The 15,862-nt window shown below is 69.4% G+C and carries 16 protein-coding genes; 4 read left to right on the top strand and 12 right to left on the bottom strand.

The genetic code is table 11. The annotated features are described in order from the left end of the window. Window positions 1–13: 13 nt before the first annotated feature. The 6 genes from IEY73_RS26500 to IEY73_RS26475 form a co-directional block, all read right to left on the bottom strand. Window positions 14–1,102: an enolase C-terminal domain-like protein gene (locus tag IEY73_RS26500; protein ID WP_189082046.1), complete on the bottom strand. Its 1,089-nt coding sequence runs from the start codon at window positions 1,100–1,102 to the stop codon at window positions 14–16. Then, entirely contained in the window at window positions 1,095–2,885 is a 1,791-nt protein-coding gene (locus IEY73_RS26495) for a thiamine pyrophosphate-requiring protein (RefSeq protein ID WP_189082045.1), read from the bottom strand. Before IEY73_RS26495 ends, IEY73_RS26500 begins: the two co-directional genes overlap by 8 nt. After that, window positions 2,882–4,510 (bottom strand): GMC family oxidoreductase, encoded by a 1,629-nt coding sequence (locus tag IEY73_RS26490; protein ID WP_189082044.1) that lies wholly within the window; start codon window positions 4,508–4,510, stop codon window positions 2,882–2,884. The genes IEY73_RS26495 and IEY73_RS26490 overlap by 4 nt, the downstream gene beginning before the upstream one ends. Then, a complete protein-coding gene (locus IEY73_RS26485) occupies window positions 4,507–5,085 on the bottom strand; it encodes a gluconate 2-dehydrogenase subunit 3 family protein (RefSeq protein ID WP_229716177.1) in 579 nt (192 codons plus the stop codon). The genes IEY73_RS26490 and IEY73_RS26485 overlap by 4 nt, the downstream gene beginning before the upstream one ends. Then, a complete protein-coding gene (locus IEY73_RS26480; protein WP_189082042.1) occupies window positions 5,075–5,521 on the bottom strand; it encodes a hypothetical protein in 447 nt (148 codons plus the stop codon). Before IEY73_RS26480 ends, IEY73_RS26485 begins: the two co-directional genes overlap by 11 nt. A 90-nt stretch (window positions 5,522–5,611) precedes the next feature. Then, the gene (locus tag IEY73_RS26475) at window positions 5,612–6,760 is read right to left on the bottom strand and encodes a glutathione-independent formaldehyde dehydrogenase (protein WP_189082041.1); all 1,149 of its coding nucleotides are present in this window, start codon (window positions 6,758–6,760) and stop codon (window positions 5,612–5,614) included. An 84-nt stretch (window positions 6,761–6,844) separates the two neighbouring features. Between IEY73_RS26475 and IEY73_RS26470 the strand changes: the two genes are divergently transcribed. Then, entirely contained in the window at window positions 6,845–7,453 is a 609-nt protein-coding gene (locus tag IEY73_RS26470; protein WP_189082040.1) for a flavodoxin family protein, read from the top strand. Between the two features lie 6 nt (window positions 7,454–7,459). On the opposite strand, the gene IEY73_RS26465 is transcribed toward IEY73_RS26470, so the two are convergent. From IEY73_RS26465 to IEY73_RS26450, 4 genes are all read right to left on the bottom strand, one after another. Then, complete coding sequence (locus IEY73_RS26465) at window positions 7,460–9,634, bottom strand: SpoIIE family protein phosphatase (RefSeq protein ID WP_189082039.1); 2,175 nt, start codon at window positions 9,632–9,634, stop codon at window positions 7,460–7,462. Between the two features lie 94 nt (window positions 9,635–9,728). Beyond that, on the bottom strand, window positions 9,729–10,286 hold the full coding sequence (locus tag IEY73_RS26460) for a type 1 glutamine amidotransferase domain-containing protein (protein WP_189082038.1): 558 nt from the start codon (window positions 10,284–10,286) through the stop codon (window positions 9,729–9,731). 12 nt (window positions 10,287–10,298) lie between these two features. After that, window positions 10,299–10,454, bottom strand: a complete 156-nt coding sequence (locus tag IEY73_RS26455) for a hypothetical protein (protein ID WP_189082037.1) — start codon at window positions 10,452–10,454, stop codon at window positions 10,299–10,301. 20 nt (window positions 10,455–10,474) lie between these two features. Continuing rightward, window positions 10,475–11,629, bottom strand: coding sequence for a dihydrolipoyl dehydrogenase family protein (locus tag IEY73_RS26450; RefSeq protein WP_189082036.1), 1,155 nt, complete (start codon window positions 11,627–11,629; stop codon window positions 10,475–10,477). A gap of 143 nt (window positions 11,630–11,772) precedes the next feature. Here IEY73_RS26450 and IEY73_RS26445 point away from each other — a divergent pair, with 143 nt between their 5' ends. After that, window positions 11,773–12,369: an HAD family hydrolase gene (locus IEY73_RS26445; protein WP_229716176.1), complete on the top strand. Its 597-nt coding sequence runs from the start codon at window positions 11,773–11,775 to the stop codon at window positions 12,367–12,369. 93 nt (window positions 12,370–12,462) lie between these two features. On the opposite strand, the gene IEY73_RS26440 is transcribed toward IEY73_RS26445, so the two are convergent. After that, the gene (locus tag IEY73_RS26440) at window positions 12,463–13,440 is read right to left on the bottom strand and encodes a TIGR03557 family F420-dependent LLM class oxidoreductase (RefSeq protein WP_189082035.1); all 978 of its coding nucleotides are present in this window, start codon (window positions 13,438–13,440) and stop codon (window positions 12,463–12,465) included. Window positions 13,441–13,549: 109 nt separating this feature from the next. On the opposite strand from IEY73_RS26440, the gene IEY73_RS26435 reads away from it, so the two are divergent. Then, window positions 13,550–14,350, top strand: coding sequence for an SDR family NAD(P)-dependent oxidoreductase (locus IEY73_RS26435; RefSeq protein ID WP_189082034.1), 801 nt, complete (start codon window positions 13,550–13,552; stop codon window positions 14,348–14,350). A gap of 50 nt (window positions 14,351–14,400) precedes the next feature. On the opposite strand, the gene IEY73_RS26430 is transcribed toward IEY73_RS26435, so the two are convergent. Beyond that, window positions 14,401–15,258: an alpha/beta fold hydrolase gene (locus tag IEY73_RS26430; RefSeq protein WP_189082033.1), complete on the bottom strand. Its 858-nt coding sequence runs from the start codon at window positions 15,256–15,258 to the stop codon at window positions 14,401–14,403. Between the two features lie 221 nt (window positions 15,259–15,479). Between IEY73_RS26430 and IEY73_RS26425 the strand changes: the two genes are divergently transcribed. Continuing rightward, on the top strand, window positions 15,480–15,716 hold the full coding sequence (locus IEY73_RS26425; protein ID WP_189082032.1) for a hypothetical protein: 237 nt from the start codon (window positions 15,480–15,482) through the stop codon (window positions 15,714–15,716). The last annotated feature ends 146 nt before the right edge of the window (window positions 15,717–15,862 follow it).

The following is a 15,862-nucleotide window of genomic DNA, read 5'->3' as shown; positions in this document are numbered from 1 at the left end:
AAGAATTCCCAGGTCAGCCCTGGAGAAAACGCGCGGCGTCAGGTTCGCGCAGGGTCAGGCCGTGGCCGGGCGCGGTGTCGTCGAGGCGCACGATCCCGCCGGCCGGCTTTAAAACCCCGTCGAAGAACAGCGTCTCGATGCGGGTGTGGTCGTGGAACCATTCGATGTGGCGCAGGTTCGGCGTGGCGGCGGCGACGTGGGCGTGCAGGTGGGGGCCGCAGTGGCCGGAGATCTGCAGGTTGTGGGCGGCGGCCACGGCGGCGACCCGCAGCCACTCGGTGATGCCGCCGCAGCGGGAGACGTCGGCCTGCAGGCAGTCGACGGCGCCGGCCGCGCACATGCGGGCGAAGTAGGCCAGGTCGTAGCCGTATTCGCCCGCGGTGACGTCGGCGTCGACCGCGTCGCGGACCTCCCGCAGTCCTTCGAGGTCGTCGGAGGAGACCGGTTCTTCGAACCAGGTGATGTCGAGGTCGCGGGCCGCCCGCATCACGCGGATGGCCTGTTTGCGCTGGTAGCCGCCGTTGGCGTCGACGAACAGCTCGATGTCGTCACCGATCAGGTGCCGGGTGGCGGTCATTCTTTCGAGGTCGCGGTCCACCCGCGTACCGAAGGATTCTCCGATTTTGATCTTTATCGAGGAGAAGCCGTGGTCGAGCCAGTCGGCGAGTTGGGCCTCGAGTTGAGAGTGGGAGTACGTGGTGAAGCCGCCGCTGCCGTAGACGGGCACGTCGTCGCGGACGGCGCCGAGCAGGCGGTGCAGCGGCAGGCCGAGCAGGCGCGCCTTGAGGTCCCAGAGGGCGGCGTCGACGGCCGAGATCGCGTAGCCGGCGACGCCCTGGCGGGGGTCGTTGCGAACCGCGCGGACCATCGCCTGCCAGGTGCCGCCGATGTCCATCGGGTCGCGTCCGGTGACCAGGCCGGCGAGGGTGTCGCGGATCAGGGTCGCGCTGGCGGCCGACCCGTACGTCCAGCCGGTGCCGACCGCCTCGCCGGCGTGGACCCGCACGAGCACCATCGTCGTGGAGTCCCAGGCGAGCGTGCCGTCACCCTCGGGCGCGTCGGTCGGCACCGTGTAGACGCTGACGTCGACGGAGCTAATCATTGTGGGGCAGGAACTCCTGGATCTTGGTCTTGGCGCCCTCGCGGATGATGCCCCAGCGGCTGCTGTCGCCCTTGATCAGCGCGCTGGCGGCGTCCTTCATCTGCTCGAAGGTGGAGTGGGGCGGGATCGGCGGCACGTCCGGGTCGGTGTAGACGTCGAGGACGGTCGGCCGGTCGGCGGCGAGGGCCTGCTGCCAGGCGGTGGCGAGCTGGTCGGGTTTGTCGACGGTGACGCCGTTGAGACCGAGCGAGGTGGCGAAGGCGGCGTAGTCGACGTCGGGCAGGGTCTGCGAGGGGGCGAACGAGGGCGCGCCCTGCATGGCCCGCATCTCCCAGGTGACCTGGTTGAGGTCGTTGTTGTGCAGCACCGCGACGATCAGCCGCGGGTCGGCCCATTGCTGCCAGTAGTGCTTGATCGTGATCAGCTCGGCGAGGCCGTTCATCTGCATGGCCCCGTCGCCCTCGAACACGATCACCGGCCGGTCGGGACACCCGAACTTCGCCCCGATCCCGTACGGGACGGCCGGTCCCATCGTGGCGAGGTTGCCGGACAGCGAGCCGCGCATCTGGCCGCGGAAGCGCAGGTGGCGGGCGTACCAGTTGGCGGCCGACCCGGAGTCGGCGGCGACGATCGCGTCGTCCGGCAGCTGCAGTGAGGCCTCGTGGAACAACCGCATCGGGTTGATCGGGTCGGCGTCGACCATCGCCTCGGCCGCCATCACCTCCCACCACCGGGCCACGTTGGACTCGATCTTCTCCCGCCAGGACCGGTCCTCCTTGCGGCGCAGCAGGGGAATCAGGGCCCGGAGGGTCGCGGTCGCGTCGGCGACCAGGTTGACCTCGTACGGGTACCGCATGCCGATGTACCGACCGTCGATGTCGATCTGCACCGCCCGGGCCTGGCCGAACGCGGGCAGGAACTGGGTGTACGGGAAGTTCGAGCCGATGGTCAGCAGCGTGTCGCAGTCCGTCATCATCTCGTAGCTGGGCCGGGTGCCGAGCAGCCCGATCGACCCGGTCACATACGGCAACTCGTCGGAGAGCACGTCCTTGCCCAGCAACGCTTTCGCCACCCCGGCGCCGAGCAGCTCGGCGACCTGCTCGAGCTCGGCGCGGGCGTTGCGCGCACCGCCGCCGACCAGGATCGCGACCTTCTCACCGGCGTTGAGGATGTCGGCTGCGCGATGAAGAGCGGCGTCGTCGGGGACGACCGACGGCCAGTCGATGCCGAGGCTGGACGGCACCATCTTGAACTCATGCGTCGGCGCCGAGTACTCGAGCTCCTGCACGTCGGACGGGATGATGATGGCCGTCGGCGCCCGCGAGGCGAGCGCGGTCCGGATCGCCCGGTCCAGCACCCCCGGCAGCTGCTCGGGCACGGTCACCATCTGTACGTACTCGCTGGCCACGTCCTTGAACAGGCTCAGCAGGTCGACCTCCTGCTGGTAGGAACCGCCCATCGCCGAGCGAGCCGTCTGCCCGACGATCGCCACCACCGGCACGTGGTCGAGCTTCGCGTCGTACAGGCCGTTGAGCAGGTGGATCGCGCCCGGACCGGAGGTCGCCATACAGACGCCGACCTTCCCGGTGAACTTGGCGTAGCCGACCGCCTCGAACGCGGCCATCTCCTCGTGCCGGGCCTGCACGAACTGCGGCTGGTCCTCGGCCCGGCCCCAGGCGGCGAGGATGCCGTTGATGCCGTCGCCGGGGTAGGCGAAGACCTTGTCCACACCCCACTCGCGCAGGCGTTCGAGGATGTGGTCGCCGACGGTGGGCTTGCTCATCGGGTGCTTCCCTTCAGTCTGTCCGCGGCGCGGGCCGCGACGGCCATGATGGTCAGGGCGGGGTTGGCGCTGCCCTGGGTCGGCAGCACGCTGCCGTCGGTAATGAACAGATTGGGTACGGCGAACGTGCGGCACTCGGCGTCGACCACGCCGTGCCGCTCGTCGGCGGCCATCCGCGCTCCGCCGACCAGATGCGCGTATCGGTCGATGGTGATGACCTCGTCGGCGCCGGCCGCGTGCAGGATGTCTTCCATGACGGCCTGGGCGGCCTTCATCAGCTGCTTGTCGTTGTCGCCCTTGGTGTAGGAGAACTTGGCCACCGGCAGGCCATGGCGGTCCTTCTCGTCGGCCAGGGTGACGCGGTTGTCCGGCTCGGGCAGGAACTCGCAGAGCGCGCCGAGGCACGACCAGTGCACGTAGTCGCTCATGTATTCGCGCAGCTTGCCGCCCCAATGCCCCTGGGCGGCGACGTGTTCGGCCCAGGTGATCGGCAGCGGCGAGACGGTCTGGATCGAAAACCCTCGTTTGTACGGTCGGCTCGGGTCGGTCTCGTAAAACTGCTCCGAGCTGACCTCCGGTGGCGGCGACTTGTACATCCGCACCTCGGCATCGAACCGACCCGCGGTCTGCGGCGCGCCCTGCACCATCAGGTAGCGGCCGACCTGGTCGAAGTCGTTGCACAGCCCGTCCGGGAACCGCTTCGAGGCGGAGTTGAGCAGCAGCCGCGGCGTCTCGATCGAGTACCCGGCCACGGCCACCATCCGGGCCCGCTGGAAACGGCTGATCCCGTCCCGTACGTAATGAACGCCGGTCGCGAGACCGGTCCGCTCATCCACCTCGATCCTGGTGACCATCGAGTCGGGCCGCACCTCGGCGCCGTGCGCCAGCGCGTCCGGGATATGGGTGATCAGCGGTGACGCCTTGGCGTTGACCTTGCAGCCCTGCAGGCAGAAACCGCGGTAGATGCAGTGCGGCCGGTTGCCGAAGCGGCCGTTGACGATCGCCACCGGCCCGACCTTGGCGGTGATCCCGGCCTTCTCGGCGCCGCGCAGGAAGATCTCGCCGTTGCCGCCGACCGGGTGCGGCCGGTGCGGGTATATGTGCGGATCGCCCCACGGCCACGCCTCCCCGGCGACCGGCAGCTCCTCCTCGATCGCCGCGTAGTAGTCCTTCAGGTCCGGATAGGACAGTGGCCAGTCGGCGCCGACGCCGTCGCGGGTGAAGGTCTCGAAGTCGCTCGGGTGGAACCGTGGGGTGTAGCCGGCGTAGTGCACCATCGACCCGCCGACGCCGCGGCCGGAGTTGTTGGAGCCCAGCGGCACCGGGTCGGCGCCGTCGATCACCCGCGGTTCGGTCCAGTACAACCGGTGCGAGTCGGCCTCGTCGCTGACCCAGTCGCGGTCCGGGTCCCAGAACGGGCCGGCGTCCAGCGCCACCACGCTCCAGCCTTCGCGGGCCAGCCGCTGGGTCAGCACCGATCCGCCGGCGCCGCAGCCGACGACCACCAGGTCGATCTCGTCGGTGTCGTCGAACCGGCGCATGTCGCGCCGCAGCCCGTGGTTGGTGCGGGTGCCGTCGTTCGGGAGCAGCCACGCCGACTCGTTGCGTTCGCGTACTTTGCTCATCGCACGGGGTCCTCGCCGGGCTGGTGGTCGCGGACCTCGAACGGCTCCCGGCGGTCCACGCCGGCGTTCTTGTAGCCGCGCGGATAGGCCGGTCCCGAGAAGCCGATCTCGGTCCAGGCGTCCGGGTGGGCATAGAAGGCGGTGCAGGCATACCGGGTCCATAGGCTCCAGACCCGGGCCGCGGGCAGGCCGTGCCACTTGTCGTCGGCGTCCTGCACGGCTTGGATCTGCGCGTCCTGTTCCTTCTCGGTGGCGTCGGCGAACCCGTCCTCGCGCAGCGCGGCCAAGGTGTCGCGCCAGGCCTGGCCGTCCTCCGGCATGTCGGCGTAACGCCAGCCGTCGGTCTGCTCCTCGGCCAGCCGGGCATCGATCATCGCCGCGACCGGGATCCGGTCGTCGCCGTCCTGACCCAGCAGGCGGTCACACAGAACGGTCGCGATCGCCTGCTCGTCGGGGGTGAAGAACCGGAAATCCCGGACGTTGCTGATCCGCTCGAGTACCACGCCAGCGGTGACCGGATCCCAGTGCTTACGCTGACTCAGCACGTCGAACCCGGGGAAACGGTCAGCGCTCACGACGTAGCACCGCCGCCAGCAGACCCATCCCACCGACCATCGTCACCAGCAGCGGGGCCAGCAGAGGCGGCCCCATCTCCATGTTGTAACGGGCGTTGCGCCACCCGCCCGGCTTCTGCGCGATGCCCCGGGCGTGCAGATAAGTGCCCTGCAGGCCGTTGGCGACGATCGCGGCGGACGCGATCGGCAGCGCGGTCTTGGCCATCCGGCGGCTGAAGAAGCCGGCGACGCCGGCCGCCGCGCCGACCGGGCCGAGGGCGACCGGCACCCACATCATCTTGTTGCCGAAGCTGGCCGAGTCGTGCTCGAAGTAGATCTCCGCCGCGGTGACCAGGGCACCGGCCGCGGTCAGCGCGGACAGGCTGCGCTCGAAGTGCCCCGTCCGCACGTTGCCGACCAGACGATCGACGTCCCAGGGCTTCTTCCGGACCCGCATCGTGCCCCCAAAAGCTGCGAAAACGCTCTCCGTTGAACTTTTGGCTGGGTGCCCCGGCGCCGGGGCACCCAAACGAAGCCGGTCGTCGAATCAGGCGCTCTCGGAGGGGCGCAGCAGCACCTTGGTCCAGCCTGCTTCCCGCTTGTCGAACCGGTCGTAGCCCTCGACCGCCTCGCTCAGCGGCAGTTCGTGGGAGACCAGGAACGACGGCTGGGCCCGGCCGCCGATGATCAGGTCACGCAGGTGCCGGTTGTAGCGCATCACCGGCGCCTGCCCGGTGCCCATGTGCTGGCCCTTGGCGAAGAAGGTGCCGTAGTCGAACCCGATCCGGCCCTCCTTGGCCGCGTCGCTGCCGGCCCCTGGGTCCTCGGGCACGTACACCCCGACCACGCCGATGCCGCCGGTCGAGCGGACCGACTTGACCAGGTTGTCGAGCACCAGTTCCGGGTGTTCGTCGCCGGACGGGTCGTGGGCCTGGTAGCCGACCGCCTCGACGCCGCAGTCGGCGCCGCGCCCGCCGGTGGCGTCCAGGACCTGCTCGACCGGGTCGCCTCTGCTGAAGTCGACCGCGGTGGCGCCGATCTTGCCGGCCAGGTCGAGCCGGTCCTTCTCCTTGTCGACCACGAACACCTGCGAGGCGCCCCGGATCATCGCCGAGTGGGCGGCGAGCAGGCCGACCGGGCCGGCGCCGTAGACGACCACCCGGTCACCGGGCTGCATGCGGGCCAGTTCGGTGCCGTGCCAGCCGGTCGGGAAGATGTCGGACAGCATGGTGAAGTCGTTCTCGTGCTCGGTGCCCGGCGGCAGTTCGAGCAGGTTGAAGTCGGCGTACGGGACGCGCAGGTATTCGGCCTGGCCACCGTCGTACGGGCCCATGTTGGCGTAGCCGTAGGCGGCGCCGTCCATGCCCTCGGTCGGGTTGGTCCGCAGGCAGAAGCTGGTCCAGCCGCCGATGCAGTTGCGGCAGGTGCCGCAGGCGATGTTGAACGGCACCGAGACCCGGTCGCCGACCTTGATCCGGCTGATCCCGGGGCCGACCGCCTCGACGATGCCCATGTTCTCGTGGCCGAGGATCTTGCCTTCCTCGACCGAGGTGCGGCCCTCGTACATGTGCAGGTCGGAGCCGCAGATGTTGGTGGTGGTGATCCGCACGATCGCGTCACCCGGCTGCTCGATCTTCGGGTCCGGACGCTCCTCGACGGCGACCTGGCGCGGACCTCGGTAAACAATGGCCTTCATGTTTTCTGGGCTACCCGTCAATCGCGTCGTCATGCCTGCGACCTGCTGGTTTGGAGTCGGCGGGACGGGGAAGATGATCTGGCCATGACTACTCTGCGCGCCCTCGTCCTGGGCTGCTCGCTGAAGGCCTCACCGGCGTCGTCGAGCTCCGAGCTGCTCGGCCGGGAAGTCCTGACCGCGCTGGCCGACCACGACGTCGACGGCGAGATCGTGCGGGTGGTCGATCACGGCGTACGGTTCGGGGTCTCGACCGATGAGGGCGACGGTGATGGTTGGCCGGCGATCCGGGCCAAGCTGCTCGACGCGCAGATCCTGGTCATCGCCACCCCGATCTGGATGGGCCAGCCGTCCAGCGTCTGCAAGATGGTCCTCGAACGGCTCGACGCCGAACTCGCGGAGACCGACGAGCAGGGCCGGCCGCTGACCTACGGCAAGGTCGCCGCGGTCGCGGTGGTCGGCAACGAGGACGGCGCCCACCACGTCACCGCCGAGGTGTTCCAGGCTCTCAACGACGTCGGTTTCACCGTCCCGGCCGCGGCGGCCACGTATTGGGTTGGCGAGGCCATGCAAAAGGTGGACTACAAAGACGCCGGCCCGAAACCGGACACCACCGGCACGACCACTAAGACCCTCGCGGCCAACACCGCCCACCTCGCGCGCCTTTTGCAGGAGGCCTCCTATCCGGCGGCCTGAACCGAGCTAGTCGGCGGTGGCGGTCAGAACGAGGAGGGCCTGATCATCGTCGGCGGGTTTGCCTCGCGCGAAGTCGCGGACCGACGCCGTCAACCGGTCGACAATCTCCGCCGCGCCCCGGCTAGGCCGCATCCCTTCGAGGACCTCGACCAGGCGACGGTCGCCGAACTGCTCGCCGTCGCGATTGCGGACCTCGGTCAGACCATCGGTATACAGGACCAGGCTTTCGCCCGGCCTCAATCGCAGGGAACGCGTCGTGGGCGGGGTGGTGCCGGTGACACCCAGCAGCGCGCCGGCGGCGTCGATGGGGCGCACGGTGTGCTGCCGGTCGAGTAGCAGCGGCAGGGTGTGACCCGCTCGTACGAGTTCGATGTCGATGCCGGCTGTTGTCGGCTGGAGCCGGCCGTAGACCAGGGTCACGAAGCCGGCCAGCTGGGCGTTGGGCCGGTCGAGAAGTGCCCTGTTGATGGCACGGACGACCATGTCGGGTTTCGGGAGCAGCGGCGCGACGGCTCGCGCGGTGTGCCGGACCGTGGCGGTGGTGGCAGCAGCGAGCGCGCCCCGGCCGCAGACGTCGCCGAGAATGAACGCCCATTGGTTGTCGGCCAGGGGGAACAGGTCGTAGAAGTCGCCGCCGACGTCGAGCCCTTCACCGGCTGGCCGGTAGTGCGCGGCGACGTCGAGCCTCGGGATCGGGGGCAGCTGCGGGGGCAGCAGGCCGGCTTGCAGGTCGCGGGCCATAGCCGCGCGTTCGGTGTACTGGCGGGAGTTGTGTACGGCTAGGGCGGCGCGGCGGGCGAGGTCCTCGGTGAGCGCTATCGTGTGCCGGTCGAACGGCCGGTCCCCGGTGGTCAGCAGGGTGAGCACCCCGAAGGCCTGACCGCGGTCGAGCAGCGGCACGCACAGGTAGGCGGTGACACCGAGTTGCCGCCAGGGACCCCGGTCGGCGGGAATCTGGTCGCCGGTCTCCACGGCCGACGACGCCAGGACGTGGCTGACGTGGCTGACGTGGCTGTCGGGGCCGTCGAAGTCGGGAAGGTGCCCGGCGAGTAGGTCTTCTTCCCGCGCTGTGGGTGCGGCGGTTGCCACGCGTCGGATTTTCGGGCCGTCGACGATGTCGACGATCGCCAGCGGCGCGAGCACCGGACTGCACGCCGTCGCCAGCCGCTGCAGGGTCTGCAGATAATCGAGGTCGGCGCCGAGCTCGGTACTCGCCGTCAACAGGAACGACAGATCGGCTTCCGCGGCCGCCTTCGCCTCTTCGATACGGTGCCGTTCGATGGCCAGCACCGCGGTGTCGGCGAAGACCCGGGCCAGCGCGAGGTCGTTGTCTCGCGGGCTGCGCGGCGTGCGGTGATACATCGCGAACGTGTCCAGCACGGCCCCGTCCCGGCCGATCAGCGGTGTCGACCAGCACGCGGCCAGCCCGGCCCGGGCGGCCAGCTCGCGGAAGTCGACCCAGAGCGGGTCGGTCGCGATATCGGACACGGTGACGGTCTGCCGCCGGTGTGCGGCGGTGCCGCACGAGCCGATCCCTTCGCCGGTCGCGATGCCGTCGATCGCCTCGTTGTAGAAGGCGGGCAAGCTCGGCGCAGCCCCGTGTCGCAGGTGGGTGCCGTCGCGGTCGGCCAGCAGCACCGAGACCAGCACCTGGTCGGGCGCGAGGGCTTCGATCGCGCGGGCCATGCCGTCCAGGATCTCGGCCAGCGGGGCCTGGCGGACGATCTGTTCCAGCAGCGCCCGTTGTTCGGCCATCAGCAGCTGGGCGTGCTTGCTCTGGGTGGTCTCGACCCCGATTACCCGGATTCCGGCCACGGCCCCGGTGGGGTCACGCCGCGGCTCGTACGTGAAATCGAAGAACGCCTCCCGGGCCGCCGGGCCTGTCCCGAGCACCACTCGGGCGTCGCGAGCGGTGTACGGACGCCCCGAACGAAATACATCGTCGAGTAGGCCGATGATGCCCTGTTCCTCAAGCTCGGGCATCAACTCGGCCAAGGCCTCTCCGGTACGGGTCCGCTCGGGGCCGCCGATCGCGGCGAAGAACGCGGGGTTGGCCGCCTCCACCACATGTGCCGACCCGCTCAGGGAGGCGAACACCGCCGTCGACTGCCCGAACAACGCCCGCAGGTCGCCGTCCAGCAAGGGGATCAACGGGTTCGGACGAGGTGACACAGCCGTCATGCCCGCGCCTCCGCACTCCCAGCTCCTGGCAGCCAATACCAGCAGCCAGAGTATCGCCCCTGGAACCCCTGCTCGGGGCGACGAGCCGGGGTGATCAGCTGCTGAGCGTATCGACGATTGCCTTCGTAAACGCGGGAAGGTCGTCGGGCTTGCGGCTGGTGATCAACCTCCAGCCGTTCATCGGGCAGACGAACACTTCTTCGTCGCGCCAGTCGCCGCCAGCGTTGGTGATGTCTGTGCGCAGACTCGGCCAGCTGGTCAGCGTTTTGCCCTCGACGACTCCGGCCTCGACGAGGGTCCATGGGCCGTGGCAGATCGCGGCGACCGGTTTGCCGGTGGCGACGAACTGGCGGACGAAATCAACGGCGTCGGTGTCGAGGCGCAGCTGGTCCGGGTTGGTGGTGCCGCCGGGCAGCACGAGCAGGTCGTAGGCGTCCGGGTCGGTGTCCTTGACCGCTTTGTCGGCCTGGAAGGTGTCGGCCTTCTCCACGTCGTGGTTGAACGCCTGAATGGTCCCCTTCTCAGGGGCCAGTAAGACGACCGTCGCGCCGGCGTGGGTGACGCCGTCGCGGGGCTTGACCAGTTCGGCCTGTTCCACGCCGGAGTTGCTCATCAAGAATGCGACTGTGCGGCCGCTCAGGGGGTCGGACATGGCACTTGCCTTTCAGTCGAGTGCGGCGGTGATGGCTTCGGACCAGGTCGGGAAGGCGCGCAGGTGATCGCGCAGAACCGGCAGCGGCACCTGGGCCCGGATGGCGAGGGCGAGTTCGGCGCCCCACGAGTCGGCGTCCGGGCCGACGCAGGTGGCGCCGACCAGCACGTCCCGGCCGGTGTCGATGATCAGCTCGACGCCGCCTTGTACCGGGCGTTCCTGCCGGGTGGGCAGGCGTGACGCAAGATCAAGGCGCGCTCGACGTCGTCGAGCGCGATATGGGCCGTACGGGTGTGAGGGCCGTCGGCGGTGGATTCGCCCACGGCGAATACCGCCGGATCGGTGTAGACGACACGAGGGACGGCCGAGTAGTTCGCGTCGCGGCCCTGGCCGCTGGCATCGGCGGCGGCGATCTTGGCCTGGTAGTTCGCCGAGTGCGTGTACGTCGACACGCCGGTGACGTCGCCGACCGCATACAGGCCGCCCACCGGCGTCCCGTCCGGACCCACAACCCGGCAGCGGGCGTCGACCGTGACGTCATCAAGGCCGAGCCCCTCCAAGCACGGTTCACGACCGCCGGCGACCAGGACTCGCTCGGCGCGCACGGCCGTGCCGTCGGCGAGCTCGACCATGCAGCCGCCATCCGACCTCCCGGCTCGCACCGGTTCTTGGCCGAGATAAATCTTGATGCCGTCCTCTCTCAGCCGGGCTGCCAGGGCCTCGCCCGCCCACGACGCCTCGGCCGGCAGCAGATGGTCGGCGATCTCGACCAGATGCACGGTGGTGCCGAGCAGGGCGAACGCCTGCGCCAGCTCACACCCCACGGCACCGCCGCCGAGAATGACCAGCGACTCCGGCTGGTCATGGACACTCAGGGCAACGTCACTGGTCCAGTAATCGAGTCCGTCCAGGCCGGGCAGCGGCGGAATCTTGGGCGTGCTCCCGGTCGCGACCACGATCACCGGCGCGGTGTGCACCACGTCCGCGACCTCGACCTCGCTCGGCCCGGCAAGCGTGGCCCGGCCGCGCAGCGTTGTGACACCGGAATGATCGAGCGACTTACGGCCAACCGCATCGTCCCGGTTGTCCGTGATGTCGTCACGCTGCCGGACCGCGTCGGGCCACGACAGGCCGACGCGGGCCGCGGCAAGCATCGACTTGGCCGGAACACAGGCGACGTACGGACACTCGCCGCCGAACCGGTGGGCCTCGACGGCGAGAACGGACCGGCCCCGGCGCGCGAACTCCTGAGCCGCGACCTTGCCGCCCGACCCCGTGCCGATCACGATGACATCCCACTGCCGCTGTACCGCCGCGCTTGCCTCGGCGTCCTCGCTGCTCACGCCTCCAGTCGTGCCCTGTGCTCCGGACACCAAACCCGAGACGTGATGGCCGAGGCCGGCGGAGCTCCGCGCGCCGGACGGGCGAAGCCTGAAAGTCAACGAATTCGGCGGCTGACGGCGCTCATTCCGGGTAAGAGACGGCAATGCAATCAGGCGTTCTCTTCGACGTCGACGGCACCTTGGTCGACACCACATACCTGCACACCGTTGCCTGGTGGGAGGCGTTTCGTCAGCAGAACGCCGACGTGACGATGGCGGACATCCACCGGGCCGTCGGCATGGGATCGGACCATCTGCTCGATCACCTGCTCGGCGAGCACCGCGACCGCGAGCTTGACCAGCAGATCTCCGCCGCTCACGACACCCTCTACGCAGCCTGGTGGGAGCGACTGGGGCCTCTGCCGGGAGCAGCCGACCTGCTCAGGGCGGTCGCCGCACGCGGGCTGGCGGTCGTGCTCGCTTCCTCGGCCAAGGAGCCGGAACTCAAGCAGCTGCGGCGGGTGATCGACGCGGACGACGTGATCGCCCAGGCGACATCGTCGTCCGACGCCGAGCACAGCAAGCGCGCGCCCGACATCTTGCAGGCGGCGTTGGCCCAGAGCGACATCGACTCCCATTCGGCGGTATTCGTCGGTGACTCCGTGTCGGACGTGAAGGCGGCGGCCCGGCTCGACATCCCGTGCATCGGCTTGGCCTGCGGCGGCACCTCGGCCGCCGAACTGATCAAGCCGGTGCGGTAGCGGTCTACGACGATCCCGCCGCACTGCTGGCTACCCTCGACGACTCGGCTGTCGCCGCTCTGAAGCCGTAGCCCCGGCCCTTCTCCGTCGAGGTCAGACCATCTTGCGGAGCCGCTGCAGCAGCGGACCGGCCGCCTCGTCCAGGAAGCGCTGTTGCAGCGCGTCGCCGACCTGGACCAGCGCCACGTCGGTGAAGCCGGCCTCCCAGTACGGTTTGACACTTTCGGCGAGCTCGTCGAGGTCGGGTCCGCAGGCGATGGAGCCGGCGATGTCGTCCTTGCGGACGAACTGGCTGGCGCCCTGGAAACCGGCCGGGGTGGGCAGGTCGGCGTTGACCTCCCAGCCCCCGCCGAACCAGCGGAACTGTTCGTGGGCGAGGTCGATGGCCTGCTGTTTGTCGGGTGCCCAGCAGATCGGGATCTGGCCGATGGCCCGCGACTTGGCCGCCCCGCCCGGGCGGGCCTGGGCCCATTGCGAGACCAGGTCGCCGTTCGGTTCTACGGCGATGAGGTGGTCGCCCAGGGGTGCGAACCGTTCGATCGACTTGTCGCCGGAGACGGCAAGCGCGATCGGTACGCCGCCGTCGGGCGCGTCCCAGATCCGGGCCGAGTCGACCCGGAAGTAGTCGCCCTCCCAGGTGACCAGTTCGCCGGTGTGCAACTCGCGGATGATCGTGACGGCTTCCTCGAGCATGTCCTGGCGCTGGGCGACCGGCGGCCAGCCCTCGCCGGTGATGTGCTCGTTGAGGTTCTCGCCGGCGCCCAGCCCGAGAATGAACCGGCCGTCCGACAGCTCCTGCAGGGTCGCCGCCTTCTGCGCCACCACGGCTGGGTGGTAGCGCTGGATCGGGCAGGTCACGTAGGTGGCCAGCTCGACCCGGGAGGTGGCGTGGGCGACCGCGCCGAGCACCGACCAGGCGTACGGGGCGTGGCCCTGCTCGGTCAGCCACGGCGAGAAGTGATCACTGGAAACCTCGAAGTCGAAGCCGATCTCCTCGGCCGCAACGGCGTACCGCACCAGATCTTTCGGGCCGCTCTGTTCGGTCATCAACGTATATCCGAAACTGACCACGTCCGGGCCGTCCCTTCACATTTCGCGCTTCTCTCGTCGGTTATCGGCTTCCCGCACGACTTCCCGCCAAACCGGGTTTTGACCTTCTCTGCCGGGGCAGTTCGCTGGCGTGGAACTTGGACTGCACGGCCGCACCGCCCTGGTGACCGGTGGCGATTCCGGCATCGGGTGGGAAACCGCGAGGGCTCTGCTCGCCGAAGGTGTCACGGTCGTGCTGTCGGACCGGGACCAACAAGAACTCGACCAGGCCGCCGCCCGCCTGGACGCGCCGGCCGACCGGCTGTACGCCGTGGCCGCCGACCTGAACACCGACGCCGCCGCACAAGAGCTCAGCCGCCGCGTGCAGGAGACGGTCGGCGACCTGGACATTCTGGTGCACGCGGCCGGCGTCACCGGAGCGCAAGGCACGTTCGACCAGATCGACGACGCCGGCTGGGTGGAGACTCTCACCACGGACCTGCTGGCTCCGGTGCGGGTGACTCGGGCCGTGTTGCCGGGGCTGCGGCGCGGCGGGTGGGGGCGCATCGTCTACCTGGCGTCCGAGGACGCGGTCCAGCCCTACGATGACGAACTGCCGTACTGCGCGGCCAAGGCGGGGGTGCTCGCCTTCGCCAAAGGGCTGTCGCAGACGTACGCGCACGAGGGTCTGCTGGTCAACTGTGTCTCCCCGGCGTTCGTCCACACGCCGATGACCGACGCGATGATGACCAAGCGTGCATCCGAGAAGGGGACGTCCTTCGACGAGGCGGTGGATTCGTTCCTGGCCGAGGAACGGCCGCACATGACGCTGGGCCGGCGCGGTGAACCGGACGAGGTCGCTGCGGTGATCGTGTTCCTGTGCTCGGATCAGGTCAGTTTCGTCAACGGGTCGAACTGGCGAGTCGATTCCGGGTCGGTCGCTCACATCTGATCGTCCGCGTGCCCGCGGGCTGCACGGACCGTCGTGCCGGAGCCTCCCCTTCAGGATAGGAACGTCCGCAGGGCATCGGTCACGGCGGCCGGATTCTCTTCGGCCATGTGGTGGCCGGAGTCGATCGCCGTGCCGGACAGTATCGGCGCCCACGGCTCCCACACCGCGACCGGGTCGCCGTAGAGCCGTTCGAGGTCGTCGCGGGTCGACCACAACAGTAAGGTCGGGCAGCCGATCCTGCGGCCGGCTTGCCGGTCGGCTTCCTCATGGTCTCGGTCGACGCCCAGACCAGCGCGGTAGTCCTCGAGCATGGCGCGGACGGTGTCCGGATCGCGGGTGGCGGCGTGAAACTCGGCGAAGTTCTCGGCGCCCATCGCGCCGGGGTCGCCGCGATACCAGAGGTCGGGGTCGGCGGCGATTGCCGCCTCGGGCTTACCGGGTTGGGCGAAGAAGAACCAGTGGAACCAGTCGCGAGCGAAACCGGCGTCGCAGCGGGCCAGGGCTTCGCTGATCGGCACACCGTCCATCACGACCAGGCGCCGCACCGACAGCGGATGATCCAGGGCCAAGCGCAGGGCCACGTAACAGCCCCGGTCGTGCCCAGCGACAGCGAAGACCGGATGGCCGAGGGTAGCCATGAGGGCGACGAAATCCTGCGCGACGGCGCGCTTGGACTGCTGCGAGTGGTCCGGCACAAGAGCCGGTTTGCTGGAAGCGCCGTAGCCGCGCATGTCCGGGCAGACAACCCGGAAGCCGGCCTCCACCAGCCGGGGAGCAACACGGTGCCAGGTCGCGCCAGTGCGCGGATGGCCATGGACGAGCAGGACCGGCGGCCCCACTCCCGCATGGCGCACCCGCAGCTCAACATCCCCAACCGCAACGCGCTCATCGACGAAGCCCTCGAACATCGCCGACTTGTACCCGATCGCCGGAACGTCACTCCCGTCCGCGGATCGGAAAGGAGTCTCGTCCGTGACGCCGCCCGGCCAGAGATTGGTCTCAACAAGCGTTCGAACGCGCGGCGCACCGTACCTGCGGCCATTGCCAGGTCGGTTGCCGCACCAACGTGCCACCTTTCTGATCTCGCGAAACGCTCCGCAACCCGGCCCAAGCGCCATATAAACGACATGTGGCCGAACCCGATCCGCAACGACACAGCCCTGGCCGGCCGCCCGTACCCGAGCTCATCCTGACCGCGCCGAAAACCACCGCCATGACCCCTGAGCAGCGACAGGCCTTCGTCTCGCTGCTCACCGACATGATCGTCAGCTGGCGCCAGGAGCAGCACCTCGAACATGCCCGCGCGGCCGCATCGCAGGACGCTCACTCACCAGAGGAAGCTCCAGGTCACAGCCCTGCGCCATGATCAAAGAGTTCGTATGCCGTAACCTCGGCTCCACCGGGTTCGAGCCCCGCACGGCCCACCGGGTTCGAGCCCCGCACGGCCCACCGGGTTCGAGCCCCGCACGGCCCACCGGGTTCGAGCCCCGCACGGCCCACCGGGTTCGAGCC

Source organism: Mangrovihabitans endophyticus (assembly GCF_014646155.1).
Lineage (GTDB): Bacteria > Actinomycetota > Actinomycetes > Mycobacteriales > Micromonosporaceae > Actinoplanes > Actinoplanes endophyticus.
Note: the sequence above shows the minus strand (reverse complement) of the source record. Positions and strands in the feature narration are given on the sequence as shown.